This is a genomic window from Roseateles violae, from assembly GCF_030410485.1.
In the GTDB taxonomy this organism is placed as follows: domain Bacteria; phylum Pseudomonadota; class Gammaproteobacteria; order Burkholderiales; family Burkholderiaceae_C; genus Roseateles_D; species Roseateles_D violae.
The window spans coordinates 607,529-623,269 of record NZ_JAUHHC010000003.1 but is presented as its reverse complement, the minus strand read 5'-3'; the positions used below and the strand labels follow the sequence as shown (position 1 = coordinate 623,269).

The window sequence follows — 15,741 nt, the reverse complement described above, 5'->3', positions numbered from 1 at the left end:
GGTTCGCGTCTTTCGTTCGGTGTTCGTTGTTCTTCTGCTGGGATCAGGCCTTGGCGAGGACGGCATCGTCGTGCAGCTCGGGCACGAAGGTGTCCATGCCGGCCGAGATCAGCTCGGGCGAGATGTTCAGCGCCCAGGCGGTGGCGACGGCGGCCAGCACGGTGGCTGCATCGACCTCGGCGCCCGACCGGGCCTCGGCGGCCGGGCTGGCGGCGAAGCGGCGCAGCAGCGCCTCGACATTGGCGCCCGCGGTCTCCGAGGCGCCCTGGGCCAGCATGGCGGCGCCGCCCTGCAGGAAGACGGCGCGGCCGCCCTTGGCGCGGTGCTCGGCCATCGCCGGCAGCGTGCCGTCAACCGCATAGAGCACGACCTCGCCGTCGCTCAGCTCCGACATCACCACCAGGCGCGGCTCGGCCGCGTTCAGCACCGCCACGCCCTCGCTCAGCACGACATCGACCTGGGTGCGCATGACCTTGTAGAGCTGGCTCTCGTCCTGCACGTCGAAGTCGGCCAGGCCGGCCAGGCCGGTGGCGCTGCCACCCATATCGGTGACGACGCCGACCTGGCAGCGGTCATAGGCCAGGCCGTCGCGCAGGATGGCCTCGGCATCGTTCTCGATCACCACCGCGTCGATGCCGCGGTTCATCATCAGGCGGTGCGCGGCGTCCCAGCGCGCGCTGTTCCTCTTCTCGACCCGGCGGGTGCCGAGGAAGAGGCCGTCGCGGCAGGCCAGGCCGACATGGCGGCCGTTCAGGTGCAAGAGCCAGGCGACCAGGCGCGAAACGGTGTGCGTGCCGCGCGAGCCGGCGACGCCGACGATGGGGATGCGGCCGTTCTCCTCGGCGGCAAACAGATGGTCGATGATGGCCTGGCCGACCGGCTGCGGGTTGCCGGCGGCCGGCTTCAGGTGCATCAAGAGGCCGGGGCCGGCATTGACCTCGACGATGGCGCCGCCGGTTTCGGCCAGCGGTTTGGAGATGTCCTCGGTGACCAGATCGACGCCGGCGATGTCCAGGCCGATGGTGCGCGCGGCCAGCGAGACCGCATGGGCGACCTCGGGGTGGACCTCGGCCGTGCAGTCGATCGCGACATTGCCGTTGCGCTGGATCAGCACGCGGCGGCCGTTCTCGGGCACGGCGGCGATGCCCAGGCCCTGGCGCTCGAGGTCGAGCAGGATCACGCCGTCCTCGGCGATGTCGATGCGGTTCAGCGGATGGTCCTCGCTGAGGCCGCGGCGCGGATCGCAGTTGATCTGCAGCTCCACCAGCTGCTGCACGCTGGACTTGCCGTCGCCGACGACCCAGGCGGCCTCGCCGCGGGCGGCGGCGACGACCTGGCCGCCGACGACCAGCAGGCGATGCTCATTGCCGGGGATGTAACGCTCGACCAGCACCTCGGAGCCGTGGCGCTCGGCCAGCTCGAAGGCGGCCATCACGTCCTCGCGGGTCTTCAGGTCCAGGGTGACGCCGCGGCCGTGGTTGCCGTCGCTGGGCTTGACGACGACCGGCAGGCCCAGGTCCTCGGCGGCCGCCCAGGCAGCCTCGGCATTGCGGGCGGCCACGCCCTCGGGCACCGGCACGCCCACCGACTTCAGCAGCGACTTGGTCAGGTCCTTGTCGCGCGCGATGCCTTCGGCGATCGCGCTGGTCATGTCGGTCTCGGCGGTCCAGATGCGGCGCTGGCGCGCGCCATGGCCCAGCTGCACCAGATTGCCGTCGTTCAGGCGGATGTGCGGAATGCGGCGGTCGGTGGCGGCGGCGACGATGGCCGCCGTCGACGGGCCCAGATAGCAGTCGTCCAGCTTGTCGCGCACGCGGGCCACGGCGGCCTCGACGTCAAAGGGCTCGCTATTGATCGTCGCCATCAGCAGTGCATGGCCCTCGGCCAGCGCCTGGCGCGCCACCTGCTCGTCGCGGGCGCGGAAGACCATGCGGTAGACGCCGTGCTTGCTGGTCGAGCGGGTCTGGCCGAAACCGGTCGGCATGCCGGCCAGGTTCAGCAGTTCGATCACCACATGCTCGAGCACATGGCCCATCCAGGTGCCTTCCTGCAGGCGCTGCAGGAAGCCGCCGCGCTCGCCGACGCCGCAGTGGTGCTCGATCAGGGCCGGCAGCGCCCGGGTGATGCGATCGGTGAAGCCGTCCAGCTTGTGGGTCGGGAAATCTTCCAGGACGCCCAGATCGAGCCAGACTTCCAAGACGGGACGGTAGGTCCACATATTGGGGCCGCGCAAATAATTGATGCGCAGCAGCTTGATATCGTCTTTCTTGCTCATGGATGGCGGGCCGCGATCGGCCGAATGCTTTGGCGAGGGAAGGGTGAGGCAGCCCGCAATTGTGCGCCCAATGGCGGCGACGCCAGGGACGGGGCGGGGTGCAGGGGCTTCGGGGCGTTTCGCCGGCGCCACGCCGGGTCTGCCTGCGAGAGGCGGCTCTTGAGCGAAAATCCCCCGCTCAACACCGCGAGCGGCCCGTCCGGGGCTGCCGGCTCAAGAACACAATGCACCATCCACATCCAGTCGAAACGTCCTCGTCGGCATCTCTGCAGCACCCGCAATGGGCAGACTTGCAGACACGCCTGCTTGCAGACGAGAACGTCGTGGCCCCGCTGGAGGTTGACCTGGACTCCCGGGCGCGCTTTGCGCGAGGCTTGTTGGTGCTCACCAACAAGCGCCTGCTGGCCTGGGACCCGGCCGGCGGCCAATGGTCGGAATGGGCGCTGCGGCCGGGCCTGAAGATGCGCATCTCCGACCATGCCGGCGTCGGCAGCCTGGAGCTGTGCGATGCGCAGCAACGCCTGGCCCTGTGGCGCTTCACCCTGCAGATGAATCTGCAGGCGCAGCGCTGGCAGGAGGCCTTCGAGAAGCGCGACGAGGCGCTCAAGGCGGACGCCGAGGACGTCAGCTTCTGCCCCAGCTGCAAGGCGCCGCTGCCGCCGGACAGCGAGGAATGCCCGACCTGCGCGCGCGAGCTGCACACCCCGCCCTCGACCTGGGTGCTGGCGCGGCTGTGGCGCTTCGCCCGGCCCTACCAGGGCCAGCTGCTGGTCGGCTTCCTCTTGATGCTGGGTGCGACCGGCGCCACCCTGGTCTCGCCCTATCTGATGATGCCCTTGATGGACAAGGTGCTGATTCCGTTCCAGCAGGGGCAGGCGATCGACCCCTGGCTGGTCGCCTTCTATATGAGCGGGCTGCTGGGCGCGGCCCTGGTGTCCTGGATCCTCGGCTGGGCCAAGACCTATATCCTGGCCCTGGTCTCGGAGCGCATCGCCGCCGATCTGCGCACCGCCACCTTCGAGCATCTGCTGAGCCTGTCGCTGGAGTACTTCAGCAACAAGCGCACCGGCGATCTGATGAGCCGCATCGGCTCGGAGACCGACCGCATCAGCGTCTTCCTGTCCCTGCATGCGCTGGACTTCATCACCGACGTGCTGATGCTCGGCATGACGGCGACCATCCTGTTCTCGATCAACCACTGGCTGGCGCTGGCGACCCTGATCCCCTTGCCCTTCATCGCCTGGATGATCCATCTGGTGCGCGACCGGCTGCGCACCGGCTTCGAGAAGATTGACCGCGTCTGGGGCGAGGTGACCTCGGTGCTGGCCGACACCATCCCCGGCATCCGCGTCGTCAAGGCCTTCGCCCAGGAGCGGCGCGAGGCAAACCGCTTCCGCGACGCCAACAAGCACAATCTGGCCGTCAACGACAAGCTGAACAAGACCTGGAGCCTGTTCTCGCCGACCGTCTCGCTCCTGACCGAGATGGGCCTGCTGGTCGTCTGGGCCTTCGGCATCTGGCTGGTCGCGCACCAGAGCGTCACCGTCGGCACCTTGACCGCCTTCATCGCCTATATCGGCCGCTTCTACGGCCGCATGGACTCGATGAGCCGCATCGTCTCGGTGACGCAGAAGGCGGCGGCCGGCGCCAAGCGCATCTTCGACATCCTCGACCACCAGAGCAATGTGCCCGACCCGGCCAACCCGGCGAAGCTGGAGCGGGTCGAGGGTGGCATCCAGATCCAGGACATCGGCTTCCGCTACGGCAACCGCGCGGTGATCCGCGGCCTGAGCCTTGACATCAAGCCGGGCGAGATGATCGGCCTGGTCGGCCACAGCGGCTCGGGCAAGAGCACCCTGGTCAATCTGATCTGCCGTTTCTACGACGTCACCGAGGGCAGCATCCGCGTGGACGGCGTCGACCTGCGCCGCATCGGCGTGGCCGACTACCGCCGCCATATCGGCCTGGTGCTGCAGGAGCCCTTCCTCTTCTTCGGCACCATCGCCGAGAACATCGCCTACGGCAAGCCGGACGCGACGCGCGAGGAGATCGTCGCCGCCGCCCGCGCCGCCCATGCGCACGAGTTCATCCTGCGCCTGCCCCAGGCCTACGACTCGCTGGTCGGCGAGCGCGGCCAGGGCCTCTCCGGCGGCGAGCGCCAGCGCATCTCGATCGCCCGTGCCTTGCTGATCAATCCGCGTCTGCTGATCCTCGACGAGGCGACTTCGTCGGTCGACACCGAGACCGAGAAGGAGATCCAGAAGGCGCTGGACAATCTGGTCCAGGGCCGCACGACGATCGCCATCGCGCACCGTCTGTCGACCCTGCGCAAGGCCGATCGCCTGGTGGTGATGGACCGCGGCCAGGTGGTCGAGGTCGGCCCGCACGATGAGCTGATGGAAAAGCGCGGCCATTACTGGCGGCTCTACGAGGCGCAGGCGCGCCGCGTCGATGCCGATGACGACGAGCCGCCGCCGGCGCCGCCCAATCCGAATGCCCACACGGTGGAAGCGTGATGATGACCCTGCCTTACCGCCAGCTGTCCCGCAATGCCTTCGGCCGCCTGGTGCTCGTCGCCCTGGACGGCGGCGAGCATGTCGGCGTCAACCCGGTGCGCGCGCATCCGATCTCGGCGCCCGACGAGGGTCTGTCCCTGCTGGGCCCGGACGGTCATGAGCTGGCCTGGATCGACCGGGTCTCGGACCTGCCGGCGGCCGAGCGCGAATTGCTGGAGGCCGAACTGGCCGCCCGTGAATTCGTGCCGACGCTCTTGCGCATCAAGCAGGTCTCCACCTTCTCGACGCCCAGCCAATGGACCGTCGACACCGATCTGGGCGAGACCCAGTTCATCCTGCGCACCGAGGAGGACATCCGCCGCCTCGGCGATGGCCGCCTGCTGATCGCCAGCAGCCATGGCATCCAGTTCGAGGTGCCGGACCGCTTTGCGCTGGACCGCGCATCGAAGAAGATGCTGGAGCGCTTCCTGTAAGGCGCCCGGCCCTCCGGGGCCTTGCTTAGGTAAGTTCACCGACCGGAGTCGACGCCGGCTTCTCGCTAGAATTGACGTTTACGTAAACGTAAATTGGCCCTGCCCCGAGCGGCCCGACCCTAGGAGACAAACATGAACCTGCCCGGCCTGAATTTCCAACTCGGCGAGGACATCGATGCGCTGCGCGACGCGGTGCGTGCCTTTGCCGACGCCGAGATCGCCCCGCGCGCGGCCGAGATCGACCGCTCGGACCAGTTCCCGATGGATCTGTGGCGCAAGATGGGCGAGCTGGGCATCCTCGGCGTGACCGTGCCCGAGGAGTTCGGCGGCGCGGCCATGGGCTATCTGGCCCATATGGTGGCGATGGAGGAGATCAGCCGCGGCTCGGCCTCGGTAGGCCTGTCCTACGGCGCGCATTCGAATCTCTGCGTCAATCAAATCAACCGCAACGGCAATGCCGCGCAGAAGGCCAAGTACCTGCCCAAGCTGATCAGCGGCGAGCATGTCGGCGCGCTGGCGATGAGCGAGCCGGGCGCCGGCTCGGACGTGATCAGCATGAAGCTGAAGGCCGAGGACAAGGGTGGCTACTACCTGCTCAACGGCAGCAAGATGTGGATCACCAACGGCCCCGATGCCGACACCCTGGTGGTCTACGCCAAGACCGAGCCGGAACTGGGCGCGCGCGGCGTCACCGCCTTCCTGATCGAGAAGGGCATGCCCGGTTTCTCGATCGCGCAGAAGCTGGACAAGCTGGGCATGCGCGGCTCGCATACCGGCGAGCTGGTGTTCCAGAACGTCGAGGTGCCGGCCGAGAACGTGCTGGGCGCCGTCAATGCCGGCGCCAAGGTGCTGATGTCGGGCCTGGACTACGAGCGCGCGGTGCTGACCGGCGGCCCGCTGGGCATCATGCAGAGCGTGATGGACAACGTCGTGCCCTATATCCACGACCGCAAGCAGTTCGGCCAGAGCATCGGCGAATTCCAGCTGATCCAGGGCAAGGTCGCCGATATGTACACGGTGCTGCAGGCGGCGCGTTCCTTTGCCTACACGGTGGCCAAGAACCTGGACCTGCTGGGCAGCGACCATGTCCGCCAGGTCCGCAAGGATTGCGCCTCGGTGATCCTGTGGACCGCCGAGAAGGCCACCTGGATGGCCGGCGAGGGCGTGCAGATCTTCGGTGGCAACGGCTATATCAACGAGTACCCGCTGGGCCGGCTGTGGCGCGATGCCAAGCTGTACGAGATCGGGGCGGGCACGAGTGAAATCCGCCGCATGCTGATCGGCCGCGAGCTGTTCGCCGAGACGATGTAAGAGACAGACAAGAGCACTGAGGCGCCCAGACAGGGAGAAGTCGCAGAGAAATCGAAGGTTTCTCCTTCCTGTCGGCGCGTCCGCCCGCCCGTATTCGACAATGCCACCCATGAGTACCCAAGACCTGCCCGAACTGCTGGAAGCCAACAAGCGCTGGGCCGCCAAGACCGAGGCCCGCGAGCCGGGCTTCTTCTCGCGCCTGCTGCAGCAGCAGACCCCGCAATACCTGTGGATCGGCTGCGCCGACAGCCGCGTGCCCGCCAACGAGCTGGTGGACCTGATGCCCGGCGAGCTGTTCGTGCACCGCAATGTCGCCAACGTCGTCGTCCACTCGGACCTGAACTGCCTGTCGGTGATGCAGTTCGCCGTCGACCATCTGAAGGTCAAGCACATCATCGTCGTCGGCCACAGCAATTGCGGCGGCGTGCGCGCGGCGCTGACCGATGCGCGCGTGGGCCTGGTATCGAACTGGATCCGCCATGTGCAGGACGTGCGCAACGACCACCAGGAATGGCTGGACAGCCTGCCCGAGGAGAGCCGCGTCAATGCGCTGTGCGAACTGAACGTGCTGGAGCAGGCGCGCAATGCCTGCCAGACCACGGTCGTGCAGGACGCCTGGCTGCGCGGCCAGGAGATCGTCGTGCACGGCTGGGTCTACGGCCTGCACAACGGCCTGCTGGAAGACCTGCAGATCACGGCGGCCAGCCAGGACGATGTGGCGCCGGCCTACCGGCGCGCGCTGGCGGCGGTGAAGAGCCGCTACGCCTAGGGCGGCGGCGGGACGGAAGGCACGATGTTCCCCGAGAAGCTGACCGACTCCCGCGCGTTCGAGATCGCGCAGGCGCTGCTGGGCGGCTTCAACCGGCATTACCGGCTGTTCCGCGCCACCAGCGCCGCCGCCAAGCAGCGCTTCGAGGCGGCCGACTGGGCCGGCCAGCAGCGCGCGCAGGCGCAGCGCATCGAGTTCTACGATAAGCGCGTGGACGAGGCGGTGCAGCTGCTGGAGGAGCGCTTCCAGGCCGGCACCCTGCCGATGGAGCTCTGGCAGCAGGTCAAGCTGCACTACATCGGTCTCCTGACCAACCACCACCAGCCGGAGCTGGCCGAGACCTTCTTCAACTCGGTCTGCACCCGCATCCTGCACCACAGCTACTTCCACAACGACTTCATCTTCGTGCGCCCGGCCGTCTCGACCGAGTACATCGAGAACGAGGAGCCGGCCGCCGCGCCGACCTACCGCGCCTACTACCCGGCCAAGGACACGCTGCACGCGACCCTGCTGCGGGTGATCACCAACTTCCAGCTCGATGCCGAGTTCGAGGACCTGCCGCGCGACATCGACTGCGTGCTGCGCGCGCTGCAGCGCGAGCTCGGCGATTTCCGCTGGCGGCCGAACTTCCAGATCCAGGTCTTGAGCTCGCTGTTCTACCGGAACAAGGGCGCCTATGTGATCGGCAAGATCATCAATGGCTTCACGGAGACGCCGTTCGCCCTGCCGGTCCTGCACAAGGCGCGCGGCGTGCTGTGCATCGACGCGGCGCTGTTCGGCGAGGACGATCTGCTGATGCTGTTCAGCTTCGCCCGCGCCTATTTCATGGTCGATATGGAGGTGCCCAGCGCCTATGTGCAGTTCCTGCGCACGCTGATGCCCAGGAAGCCGCGCTCGGAGCTCTATTCGGCCCTGGGTCTGCAGAAGCAGGGCAAGAATCTTTTCTACCGCGACTTCCTCTACCACCTGCGCCATTCGAGCGACAGCTTCCGCATCGCGCCCGGCATCAAGGGCCTGGTGATGCTGGTCTTCGACCTGCCGAGCTTCCCCTTCGTGTTCAAGGTGATCAAGGACTTCTTCCCGGCGCAGAAGGAGAACACGACGCGCGAGTCGATCCAGGGCAAGTACCTGCTGGTCAAGACCCACGACCGCGTCGGCCGCATGGCCGACACGCTGGAATACAGCAACGTCGCCTTCCCGCGCCATCGCTTCGACGAGGAACTGCTGAAGGAGCTGCGGCAGTTCTGCCCCAGCCTGCTCGAGGAGCGCGGCGAGGACCTGGTCATCCGCCATCTCTACATCGAGCGCCGCATGCAGCCGCTGAACCTCTATCTGCAGGAGGCCTCGCCGGCGCAGCTGGAGCAGGCGGTGATCGAGTACGGCCACGCGATCAAGGACCTGGTCGCCGCCAATATCTTCCCCGGCGACATGCTGTGGAAGAACTTCGGCGTGACCCGTCATGGCAAGGTCGTGTTCTACGACTACGACGAAATCGAGTACCTGAGCGATTGCAACTTCCGCAAGCTCCCCGAGCCGCGCAACGAGGAAGAGGAACTGTCCGGCGAGGTCTGGTATGCGGTCGGCCCGCGCGACGTCTTCCCCGAGACCTTCGGCCCCTTTCTGCTCGGCCACCCGGGCGTGCGCGAGGTCTTCATGCGCCACCACGCCGACTTGCTCGACCCGGCCTTCTGGCAGCAGCACCAGGCCCGCATCGTGGCCGGGCATCTGCACGACATCTTTCCCTACGAGGCGCACAAGCGCTTCCAGGCGCTGCCGCGCCCGCAACCCAGCCGTGCCGAGGGCGCCGCGAGCGACGCCGTCCGGCATGATTTTTCCGTTCATTGATCCTCAAGGAGTAGCACCATGTCCGATCCCATCGTCATCGTCTCCGCCGCCCGCACGCCGATCGGCGGCCTGCTGGGCGATTTCGCCGGCCTGCAAGCCTGGGAACTGGCGGCAGTCGCGATCAAGGCCGCGGTCGAGCGCGCCGGCGTGCCCGGCGACGCGATCGAGGAGGCCTTCATCGGCAACTGCCTGATGGCCGGCCAGGGCCAGGCCCCGGCCCGCCAGGCGGTGCTGAAGGCCGGCCTGCCGCAATCGGTCGGCGCGGTGACCCTGTCGAAGATGTGCGGCGCCGGCATGCGCTCGGTGATGTTCGCCCACGACACCCTGAAGGCCGAAAGCGCCGACATCCTGATCGCCGGCGGCATGGAGAGCATGACCAATGCCCCGCACCTGATGTTCGCGCGCAAGGGCGTGAAGTACGGCGCCACCCCGATGTACGACCATATGGCGCTGGACGGCCTGGAAGACGCCTACGAGCGCGGCAAGGCCATGGGCGTGTTCGCCGAGCAATGCGTGGGCAAGTACGCCTTCACCCGCGAGGCGCAGGACGCGTTCGCGATTGCCTCGACCGAGCGCAGCATCCGCGCCAATACCGACGGCAGCTTCGCCTGGGAAATGGCGCCGGTGACCCTGGCCGGCAAGGGCGAGACCGTCGTTGGCAAGGACGAGCAGCCCTTCAAGGCCAAGTTGGACAAGATCCCGGGCCTGAAGCCGGCCTTCAAGAAGGACGGCACGATCACCGCCGCGACCTCGTCCTCGATCAGCGACGGCGCCGCCGCCCTGCTGCTGATGCGCGCCTCGACCGCCGCCAAGCTGGGCGTGCAGCCGGTCGCCCGCATCGTCGGCACCGCCGTGCACGCGAACGCGCCCGAGTGGTTCACCACCGCCCCGGTCGGCGCGATCAACAAGCTGCTGGCCAAGAACGGCTGGGACGCCAAGAGCGTCGATCTGTGGGAGGTCAACGAGGCCTTCGCCGCGGTCACCATGGCCGCGATGGCCGAGTTCAAGCTGCCGCACGAGATCGTCAACGTCAACGGCGGTGCCTGCGCGCTGGGCCACCCGATCGGCGCCTCCGGCGCGCGCATCCTGGTCACCCTGCTGGGCGCGCTGAAGCACCGCGGCCTCAAGCGCGGCGTCGCGGCGCTGTGCATCGGCGGCGGCGAGGCGACTGCCGTCGGCGTGGAGCTCCTGTGAAGCTCCGCGCAGGCAGTCGGGCCGTCGGCGTGGAGCTAGTCTAAATGGCGCGGCAGGTCCTCATCGTCGGCGCCTCGCGCGGCATCGGCCTGGAGTTCGTCCGCCAGTACCGGGCCGCCGGGGCCCAGGTGGTCGCGACGGCGCGCAAGGAGGAGGACCTGGCCCGCCTGCGCGAGCTCGGCGCCACGGCGCTGAAGCTCGACGTCACCGACACCGCCAGCGCCTCCGGCCTGGCCTGGCAGATCGACGGCCACCAGTTCGACGAGGCCGTCATCGTCGCCGGCGTCTACGGGCCCAAGACCAGCGGCCTGCAGACGCCCAGCGCCGAGGATTTCGATGCGGTGATGCGCGCCAATGTGCTGGGGCCGATGCGGGTAATTCCGCAGTTGGCCGACGCGCTCGCGCCGGGCGCGCGGCTGGCCGTGATCTCGTCAAAGATGGGCTCGATCGCCCTGCGCGGCTCCACCGCCGGCTGGCTCTACCGCGCCTCCAAGGCGGCGCTCAACTCGGTGCTGAAGGACGCCTCGCTGGCCCTGGCCGAGCGGGCCATCTGCATCAGCTTCCACCCGGGCTGGGTGCGCACCGATATGGGCGGCAGCGAGGCCGACATCGACGTCGCCACCAGCGTCGCCGGCATGCGCACGGTGCTGGCCACCGTCAAGCCGGAGTACAACGGCTGCTTCTTCAATTACGACGGCCAGGCGCTGGCCTGGTGAGCAACAAAGCAAAACAATGATCCTCAGCGAAGACCACCGCGCCGTCCAGGACGCCGTGCGCGCCTATGTGCAGGACCAGATCGCGCCCAAGGCGGCCGAATGGGACAAGAAGCACCATTTCCCGGCCGAGGAACTGAAGGGCCTGGCGGCGCTGGGCTGCTATGGCGTCGCGGTGCCGACCGAGTACGACGGCGCGGGCCTGGACTACCTGGCCCTGTCCATCATCCTGGAAGAGATCGGCGCCGGCGACGGCGGCACCTCGACCGTGGTCAGCGTCAACAACTGCCCGGTCTGCTCGATCCTGATGGGCTTCGGCAACGAGGATCAGAAGCAGCGCTTTCTGAAGCCCTTGGCGCGCGGCGACATGCTGGGCGCCTTCTGCCTGACCGAGCCCCATGTCGGCTCCGAGGCCGGCGGCCTGAAGACGACAGCCGTTCGCGAGGGCGACCACTATGTGCTGAACGGCGTCAAGCAGTTCATCACCAGCGGCAAGAACGGCGATGTGGCGATCGTGATGGCCGTCACCGACAAGGCCGCCGGCAAGAAGGGCATCAGCGCATTCCTGGTGCCGACCAACACGCCCGGCTACCAGGTCGCGCGCATCGAGGACAAGATGGGCCAGCATGCCAGCGACACGGCCCAGATCCTGTTCGAGAACTGCCGCATCCCCGCCGCCAACCGGCTGGGCGAGGAAGGGCAGGGCCTGAAGATCGCGCTGTCGGGCCTGGAGGGCGGCCGCATCGGCATTGCCTCGCAGGCGGTCGGCATGGCGCGCGCGGCATTCGAGGCGGCGCTGCGCTACAGCAAGGACCGCAGCAGCTTCGGCCAGGCCATCTTCAACCACCAGGCGATCCAGTTCAAGCTCTCCGACATGGCCACCCAGATCGAGGCGGCGCGCCAGCTGATCTGGCATGCGGCCAGCCTGAAGGACGCCGGCCAGCCCTGCCTGAAGGAGGCGGCGATGGCCAAGCTCTTCGCCACCGAGATGGCCGAGCGCGTCTGCTCGGACGCGATCCAGATCCACGGCGGTTACGGCTATCTGAGCGACTTCCCGGTCGAACGCATCTACCGCGACGTGCGCGTCTGCCAGATCTACGAGGGCACGTCCGAGGTGCAGAAGATCCTGATCGGGCGGGCGCTGGGCTGAGACGCCCGCGTTCTAGTCCTCCACCCGCTGCCACAGCGAGGCGGCGGTCTCGAAGATCGTGGCGCCGTCCTTGCCGTCGGCGGCCAGCAGCGCCGGATCGGCGGCCAGCTGCAGCCAGGCCAGCGTGTCGTGGTGGCTGCCCGGCAGGCGCTCGCGCGAGCGCTCGGCCAGCAGCCAGGCATGCAGCCGCGCATATTGCTGTGGCCGCTGCCGCTGCGTCCAGGCCAGGCCGGTCAGATCGGCATAGCCCTCCTCGCGGCGCGTCAGCCGCATCGCCCGGTAGGCCTGGCGCTGCTCAGGCCGCAGGCCGATCGGTTCCTGGATAACGAAGCCGGCCGGCAGGCCGTGCCAGGCGCCGTCCAGATAGCGGCGGCAATGGCCCAGCTCATGCGCGGCCATCAGTTCCAGGCTGGCGTCCAGCAGGGCCGGCTCGATCTGCTCCATCGTGCGCTGCACCTCGGGGTTCTCGCGCATGCTCAGCACCAGCTTGCAGCGGCCGTCGACGAAGCCCAGCGAGAGCGGCGCGGCCTCGGGCGCCGGCTGCGGCTGCACGACGATGTCCAGCGGCAGGCCCTGGTGCTTTGCGAAGCCGACGACCGGCCAGATGCCGTCCAACCAGCGTTTCTCCATCGCGGTCAGCCCCTCGGCCGCGGAGGCGGCGCGCGCCGCGCTGGGAACGAGCAGGGCGAGCAGCAGCGAGGCGAGGACGGAGCGCATGGCAGGGCGGGCTTGGACGGGGCGGGGTAGGGTGGGCGGAACGCTTGCCCCAGATATTCGGCGATCGCGGCCGCCGGCGCCAGCGCCGCGCGCGGCGCGTGCGTGACAGGATGCGCGCTTCGGGCCGCGCTTACAAAGCGCCGCGACAATGGCCGGCACAATGAAAGCCGGCACCGACGACCACCACCGCATGCAGGAGCAACTCGAGCGCGAGAACCAGGCGCTGCGCCGCCAGCTGGAAAGGCTGTTGCGCGAGGCGCGCAGCAACGAGGACAAGATGCGCCGCTTCGACCAGCTGGAGCACCGGCTGATCGGCGCGCGCTCCATCGTCGAGCTCTTGCGCCTGCTGCTGGCCGAGTACAAAAGCGCCTTCGGCATCGAGTTCGTCGGCCTGGCCCTGGTCGACCGCGATCTGGAGACGGCGCGGCTGCTGGAGGCCGAGCTGCGCGAGGATCCGCTGCTGCGCCAGGGCCTGCGCCTGCTGCCCTCGGCGGCGCCGCTGCAGCAGCTCTTCGGCGAGGCAGCGCCGCCGCGGCCACGGCTCGGCGCCTTCGACGCCGAGTGCCATGGCGCGCTGTTCGAAGGCGCGCCGCGCGGCGCGATCGCCTCGGTCGCGCTGCTGCCGCTGGCCCGCCATGGCGCGCTGATCGGCAGCCTGCATTTCGGCAGCCGCGACGCGGCGCGCTACGAGGCCGGCACCGGCACCCATTTCCTCGAACGGCTGGGCGGCATCGTCGGCGTCTGCCTGGAAAGCGCGCTGAACCAGGAGCGGCTGAAGCTGGACGGCCTCACCGACGGCCTGACCGGCGTGCACAACCGGCGCTATTTCGAGCACCGCTGCCAGATCGAGATCGCGCAGGCCCGCCGCTACCGCCACCCGCTGGCCTGCATGTTCCTCGACCTGGACGGCTTCAAGCGCATCAACGACGGCCATGGCCACCAGAGCGGCGACGAGGTGCTGCGCGCGGTCGGCCAAGCGATCCAGGGCCAGCTGCGCGCCGGCGACACGATCGCCCGCTATGGCGGCGAGGAATTCGTCGTGCTGCTGCCGCAGACCCCGGCCCAGCATGCGCGCGAGATCGCCGAACGGATACGCCAGAGCATTGCCGCCCGGCCGGTGCCGGTGCCCGGCGCCCAGCAGCCGCTGGCGGTGACGATCTCGATCGGCCTGGCGATGCTGAGCGCCGAGCCGAGCGGCCGCGAGGCCGGCGAACTGGCCGCCGGCCTGGTCGCGGCGGCCGACAAGGCGCTGTACCGGGCCAAGCACGGCGGCCGCAACCGGGTCGTCTTCGAGGAATAGCCCGGATATTTCGCGAGGTCGGCCCCGAACGACCCGCAACGCTGATCAACGCTGACACCCTGCCGTTCAAGATCAGCTCCAATTTGGCAATAGGGGCCTACGCAGGTTTGCGCGGCGCATTCCTTGGCAGCTGTCCCTCAACTAGCCGCCGGCCGGCTGAAGCGGCGGAATGCTTTTTGCATGTCGGCAAGGGTCGCTTTGGATCGGAGGACCTCGCCATGCTGGACTCGACGAGCACGCGCTTCTCGCACATCAAACCGGCCGACACGCCATGGCGCAGCGACGGGCTGCGCGACTTCTTCCTCTACAAGGATCTCGGCGTCGCCGCCGCCACCCACGGCCGGGTGATCGCGCACCTTGTGAAGGCAAATATGGCACCGGAGAAGGGCACCGGCTGGCACCGTCATGAGGCGGAATTCCAGATCGTCTTCATGACCAAGGGCTGGGCCCGCTTCATGTACGGCGAGCAGGAGACCCTGGTCGAGGCCGGCGACTGCGTGCACCAGCGCCCCGGCATCGTCCACTACCTGTTCGACTACTCGCCGGACATGGAATACCTGGAGATCGTCTGTCCGGCCGATTTCAAGTCGATCGACATGCCGGCGCCCTGCGACGTACCGATTCCGACGCCCTGGAAGTGAGCGGTTTCAGAAATCCATGTCGAGCTGCTCGATCTCCTCCGGCTCGCGCCGGGCGGCGGCCACCCATTCCTTCATCTCCGGCATGGCCATGATGGTCTTGCAGTAGTCGGCGCAGGCCTTGTTCAGCTTGACGTCGTAGCTGAGGAAGCGGGTGACGACCGGCGCGAACATCGCGTCCGCCATGCCGCGCCGCGCGCCGAACAGGAAGGGGCCGCCGTAGCGGGCCAGGCAGTCGCTCCAGATCTCGCAGATGCGCTCGATGTCGGGCTGCGCGCCGGCCCAGATCTTGTGGCCGGGGCGGTGGATCTTCAGATTCATCGGCAGCGAGGCGCGCAGATTGGCGAAGCCCGAATTCATCTCGCCGCAGACGGAGCGGCAATGCGCGCGGGCGATCCGCTCGGCCGGGAGCAGGCCGGCCTTGGGCCGCACCTCGTCCAGGTATTGCGCGATCGCGAAGGTGTTCCAGACCTTGGCCCCCTCATGCTCGAGGCAGGGCACGCGGATCGAGGGCGCCAGCAGCAGCAGCTCCCTGCGCACCGCCTCGTCGTCCGGCGAGACCATCAGCTCGCGGAACTCCAGGCCGGCGAAGCGCGCCAGCAGCCAGCCGCGCAGCGACCAGGAGGAGTAGTTCTTGCTGCTGATGGTCAGCGTCGCGCTCGTCGCTGGCGGCCTGGCCTTCGCCGTCTTGACGGCGGCAGGAGCCTTGCTGCGGGGGGCTTTAGCGGGCGTGGCGACGGGCATGGCGTGGACCTCCGGGCTGCGCCGCACGCAAAGCCTGTGCCATCGATGGCCGCGGCGGCTGGCGCGCTCCTTGCGAGAGCCGCAGGAACGTCAGCC

13 protein-coding genes are annotated in these 15,741 nt (G+C 68.3%); 10 read left to right on the top strand and 3 right to left on the bottom strand.

The genetic code is table 11. The features are described 5' to 3' along the window. Positions 1-43: 43 nt before the first annotated feature. Positions 44-2,275, bottom strand: coding sequence for a cyanophycin synthetase (locus tag QWJ38_RS13280; protein WP_290359560.1), 2,232 nt, complete (start codon positions 2,273-2,275; stop codon positions 44-46). Positions 2,276-2,499: 224 nt separating this feature from the next. Here QWJ38_RS13280 and QWJ38_RS13275 point away from each other — a divergent pair, with 224 nt between their 5' ends. The 8 genes from QWJ38_RS13275 to QWJ38_RS13240 all read left to right on the top strand — a co-directional run bounded on the left by QWJ38_RS13275 (position 2,500) and on the right by QWJ38_RS13240 (position 12,246). Next, positions 2,500-4,791 carry a cyanophycin metabolism-associated ABC transporter gene (locus tag QWJ38_RS13275; protein ID WP_290359559.1) on the top strand — a complete coding sequence of 764 codons (2,292 nt, stop codon included), beginning with the start codon at positions 2,500-2,502 and terminating at the stop codon, positions 4,789-4,791. Beyond that, complete coding sequence (locus QWJ38_RS13270; RefSeq protein ID WP_290359558.1) at positions 4,791-5,264, top strand: cyanophycin metabolism-associated DUF1854 family protein; 474 nt, start codon at positions 4,791-4,793, stop codon at positions 5,262-5,264. Before QWJ38_RS13275 ends, QWJ38_RS13270 begins: the two co-directional genes overlap by 1 nt. A gap of 132 nt (positions 5,265-5,396) precedes the next feature. Continuing rightward, complete coding sequence (locus tag QWJ38_RS13265; RefSeq protein ID WP_290359557.1) at positions 5,397-6,575, top strand: isovaleryl-CoA dehydrogenase; 1,179 nt, start codon at positions 5,397-5,399, stop codon at positions 6,573-6,575. A 109-nt stretch (positions 6,576-6,684) separates the two neighbouring features. Then, complete coding sequence (gene can / locus QWJ38_RS13260) at positions 6,685-7,344, top strand: carbonate dehydratase (protein ID WP_290359556.1); 660 nt, start codon at positions 6,685-6,687, stop codon at positions 7,342-7,344. A 24-nt stretch (positions 7,345-7,368) separates the two neighbouring features. Beyond that, complete coding sequence (gene aceK, locus QWJ38_RS13255) at positions 7,369-9,189, top strand: bifunctional isocitrate dehydrogenase kinase/phosphatase (protein WP_290359555.1); 1,821 nt, start codon at positions 7,369-7,371, stop codon at positions 9,187-9,189. An 18-nt stretch (positions 9,190-9,207) separates the two neighbouring features. After that, entirely contained in the window at positions 9,208-10,383 is a 1,176-nt protein-coding gene (locus tag QWJ38_RS13250; RefSeq protein WP_290359554.1) for an acetyl-CoA C-acyltransferase, read from the top strand. A gap of 44 nt (positions 10,384-10,427) precedes the next feature. Continuing rightward, a complete protein-coding gene (locus QWJ38_RS13245; RefSeq protein WP_290359553.1) occupies positions 10,428-11,099 on the top strand; it encodes an SDR family oxidoreductase in 672 nt (223 codons plus the stop codon). 16 nt (positions 11,100-11,115) lie between these two features. Further along, positions 11,116-12,246 carry an acyl-CoA dehydrogenase family protein gene (locus tag QWJ38_RS13240; protein WP_290359552.1) on the top strand — a complete coding sequence of 377 codons (1,131 nt, stop codon included), beginning with the start codon at positions 11,116-11,118 and terminating at the stop codon, positions 12,244-12,246. Positions 12,247-12,258: 12 nt separating this feature from the next. Here QWJ38_RS13240 and QWJ38_RS13235 read toward each other — a convergent pair whose 3' ends face one another. After that, positions 12,259-12,963, bottom strand: coding sequence for a hypothetical protein (locus QWJ38_RS13235; RefSeq protein ID WP_290359551.1), 705 nt, complete (start codon positions 12,961-12,963; stop codon positions 12,259-12,261). 160 nt (positions 12,964-13,123) lie between these two features. Here QWJ38_RS13235 and QWJ38_RS13230 point away from each other — a divergent pair, with 160 nt between their 5' ends. Both QWJ38_RS13230 and QWJ38_RS13225 read left to right on the top strand, forming a co-directional pair. Beyond that, positions 13,124-14,263 (top strand): GGDEF domain-containing protein, encoded by a 1,140-nt coding sequence (locus tag QWJ38_RS13230; RefSeq protein WP_290359550.1) that lies wholly within the window; start codon positions 13,124-13,126, stop codon positions 14,261-14,263. 218 nt (positions 14,264-14,481) lie between these two features. Then, entirely contained in the window at positions 14,482-14,904 is a 423-nt protein-coding gene (locus QWJ38_RS13225) for a cupin domain-containing protein (protein ID WP_290359549.1), read from the top strand. A 6-nt stretch (positions 14,905-14,910) separates the two neighbouring features. Here QWJ38_RS13225 and QWJ38_RS13220 read toward each other — a convergent pair whose 3' ends face one another. Then, positions 14,911-15,645 carry a glutathione S-transferase gene (locus tag QWJ38_RS13220; RefSeq protein ID WP_290359548.1) on the bottom strand — a complete coding sequence of 245 codons (735 nt, stop codon included), beginning with the start codon at positions 15,643-15,645 and terminating at the stop codon, positions 14,911-14,913. Positions 15,646-15,741: the final 96 nt, after the last annotated feature.

Bases quoted from the DNA above. Each gene is read 5' to 3' on its own strand.
- QWJ38_RS13270 (WP_290359558.1), top strand. From the start codon at position 4,791: ATGATGACCCTGCCTTACCGCCAGCTGTCCCGCAATGCCTTCGGCCGC.
- can (WP_290359556.1), top strand. From the start codon at position 6,685: ATGAGTACCCAAGACCTGCCCGAACTGCTGGAAGCCAACAAGCGCTGG.
- QWJ38_RS13245 (WP_290359553.1), top strand. From the start codon at position 10,428: ATGGCGCGGCAGGTCCTCATCGTCGGCGCCTCGCGCGGCATCGGCCTG.
- QWJ38_RS13240 (WP_290359552.1), top strand. From the start codon at position 11,116: ATGATCCTCAGCGAAGACCACCGCGCCGTCCAGGACGCCGTGCGCGCC.
- QWJ38_RS13250 (WP_290359554.1), top strand. From the start codon at position 9,208: ATGTCCGATCCCATCGTCATCGTCTCCGCCGCCCGCACGCCGATCGGC.
- QWJ38_RS13230 (WP_290359550.1), top strand. From the start codon at position 13,124: ATGAAAGCCGGCACCGACGACCACCACCGCATGCAGGAGCAACTCGAG.
- QWJ38_RS13235 (WP_290359551.1), bottom strand. From the start codon at position 12,963: ATGCGCTCCGTCCTCGCCTCGCTGCTGCTCGCCCTGCTCGTTCCCAGC.
- QWJ38_RS13275 (WP_290359559.1), top strand. From the start codon at position 2,500: ATGCACCATCCACATCCAGTCGAAACGTCCTCGTCGGCATCTCTGCAG.
- QWJ38_RS13220 (WP_290359548.1), bottom strand. From the start codon at position 15,645: ATGCCCGTCGCCACGCCCGCTAAAGCCCCCCGCAGCAAGGCTCCTGCC.
- QWJ38_RS13280 (WP_290359560.1), bottom strand. From the start codon at position 2,275: ATGAGCAAGAAAGACGATATCAAGCTGCTGCGCATCAATTATTTGCGC.
- QWJ38_RS13225 (WP_290359549.1), top strand. From the start codon at position 14,482: ATGCTGGACTCGACGAGCACGCGCTTCTCGCACATCAAACCGGCCGAC.
- aceK (WP_290359555.1), top strand. From the start codon at position 7,369: ATGTTCCCCGAGAAGCTGACCGACTCCCGCGCGTTCGAGATCGCGCAG.
- QWJ38_RS13265 (WP_290359557.1), top strand. From the start codon at position 5,397: ATGAACCTGCCCGGCCTGAATTTCCAACTCGGCGAGGACATCGATGCG.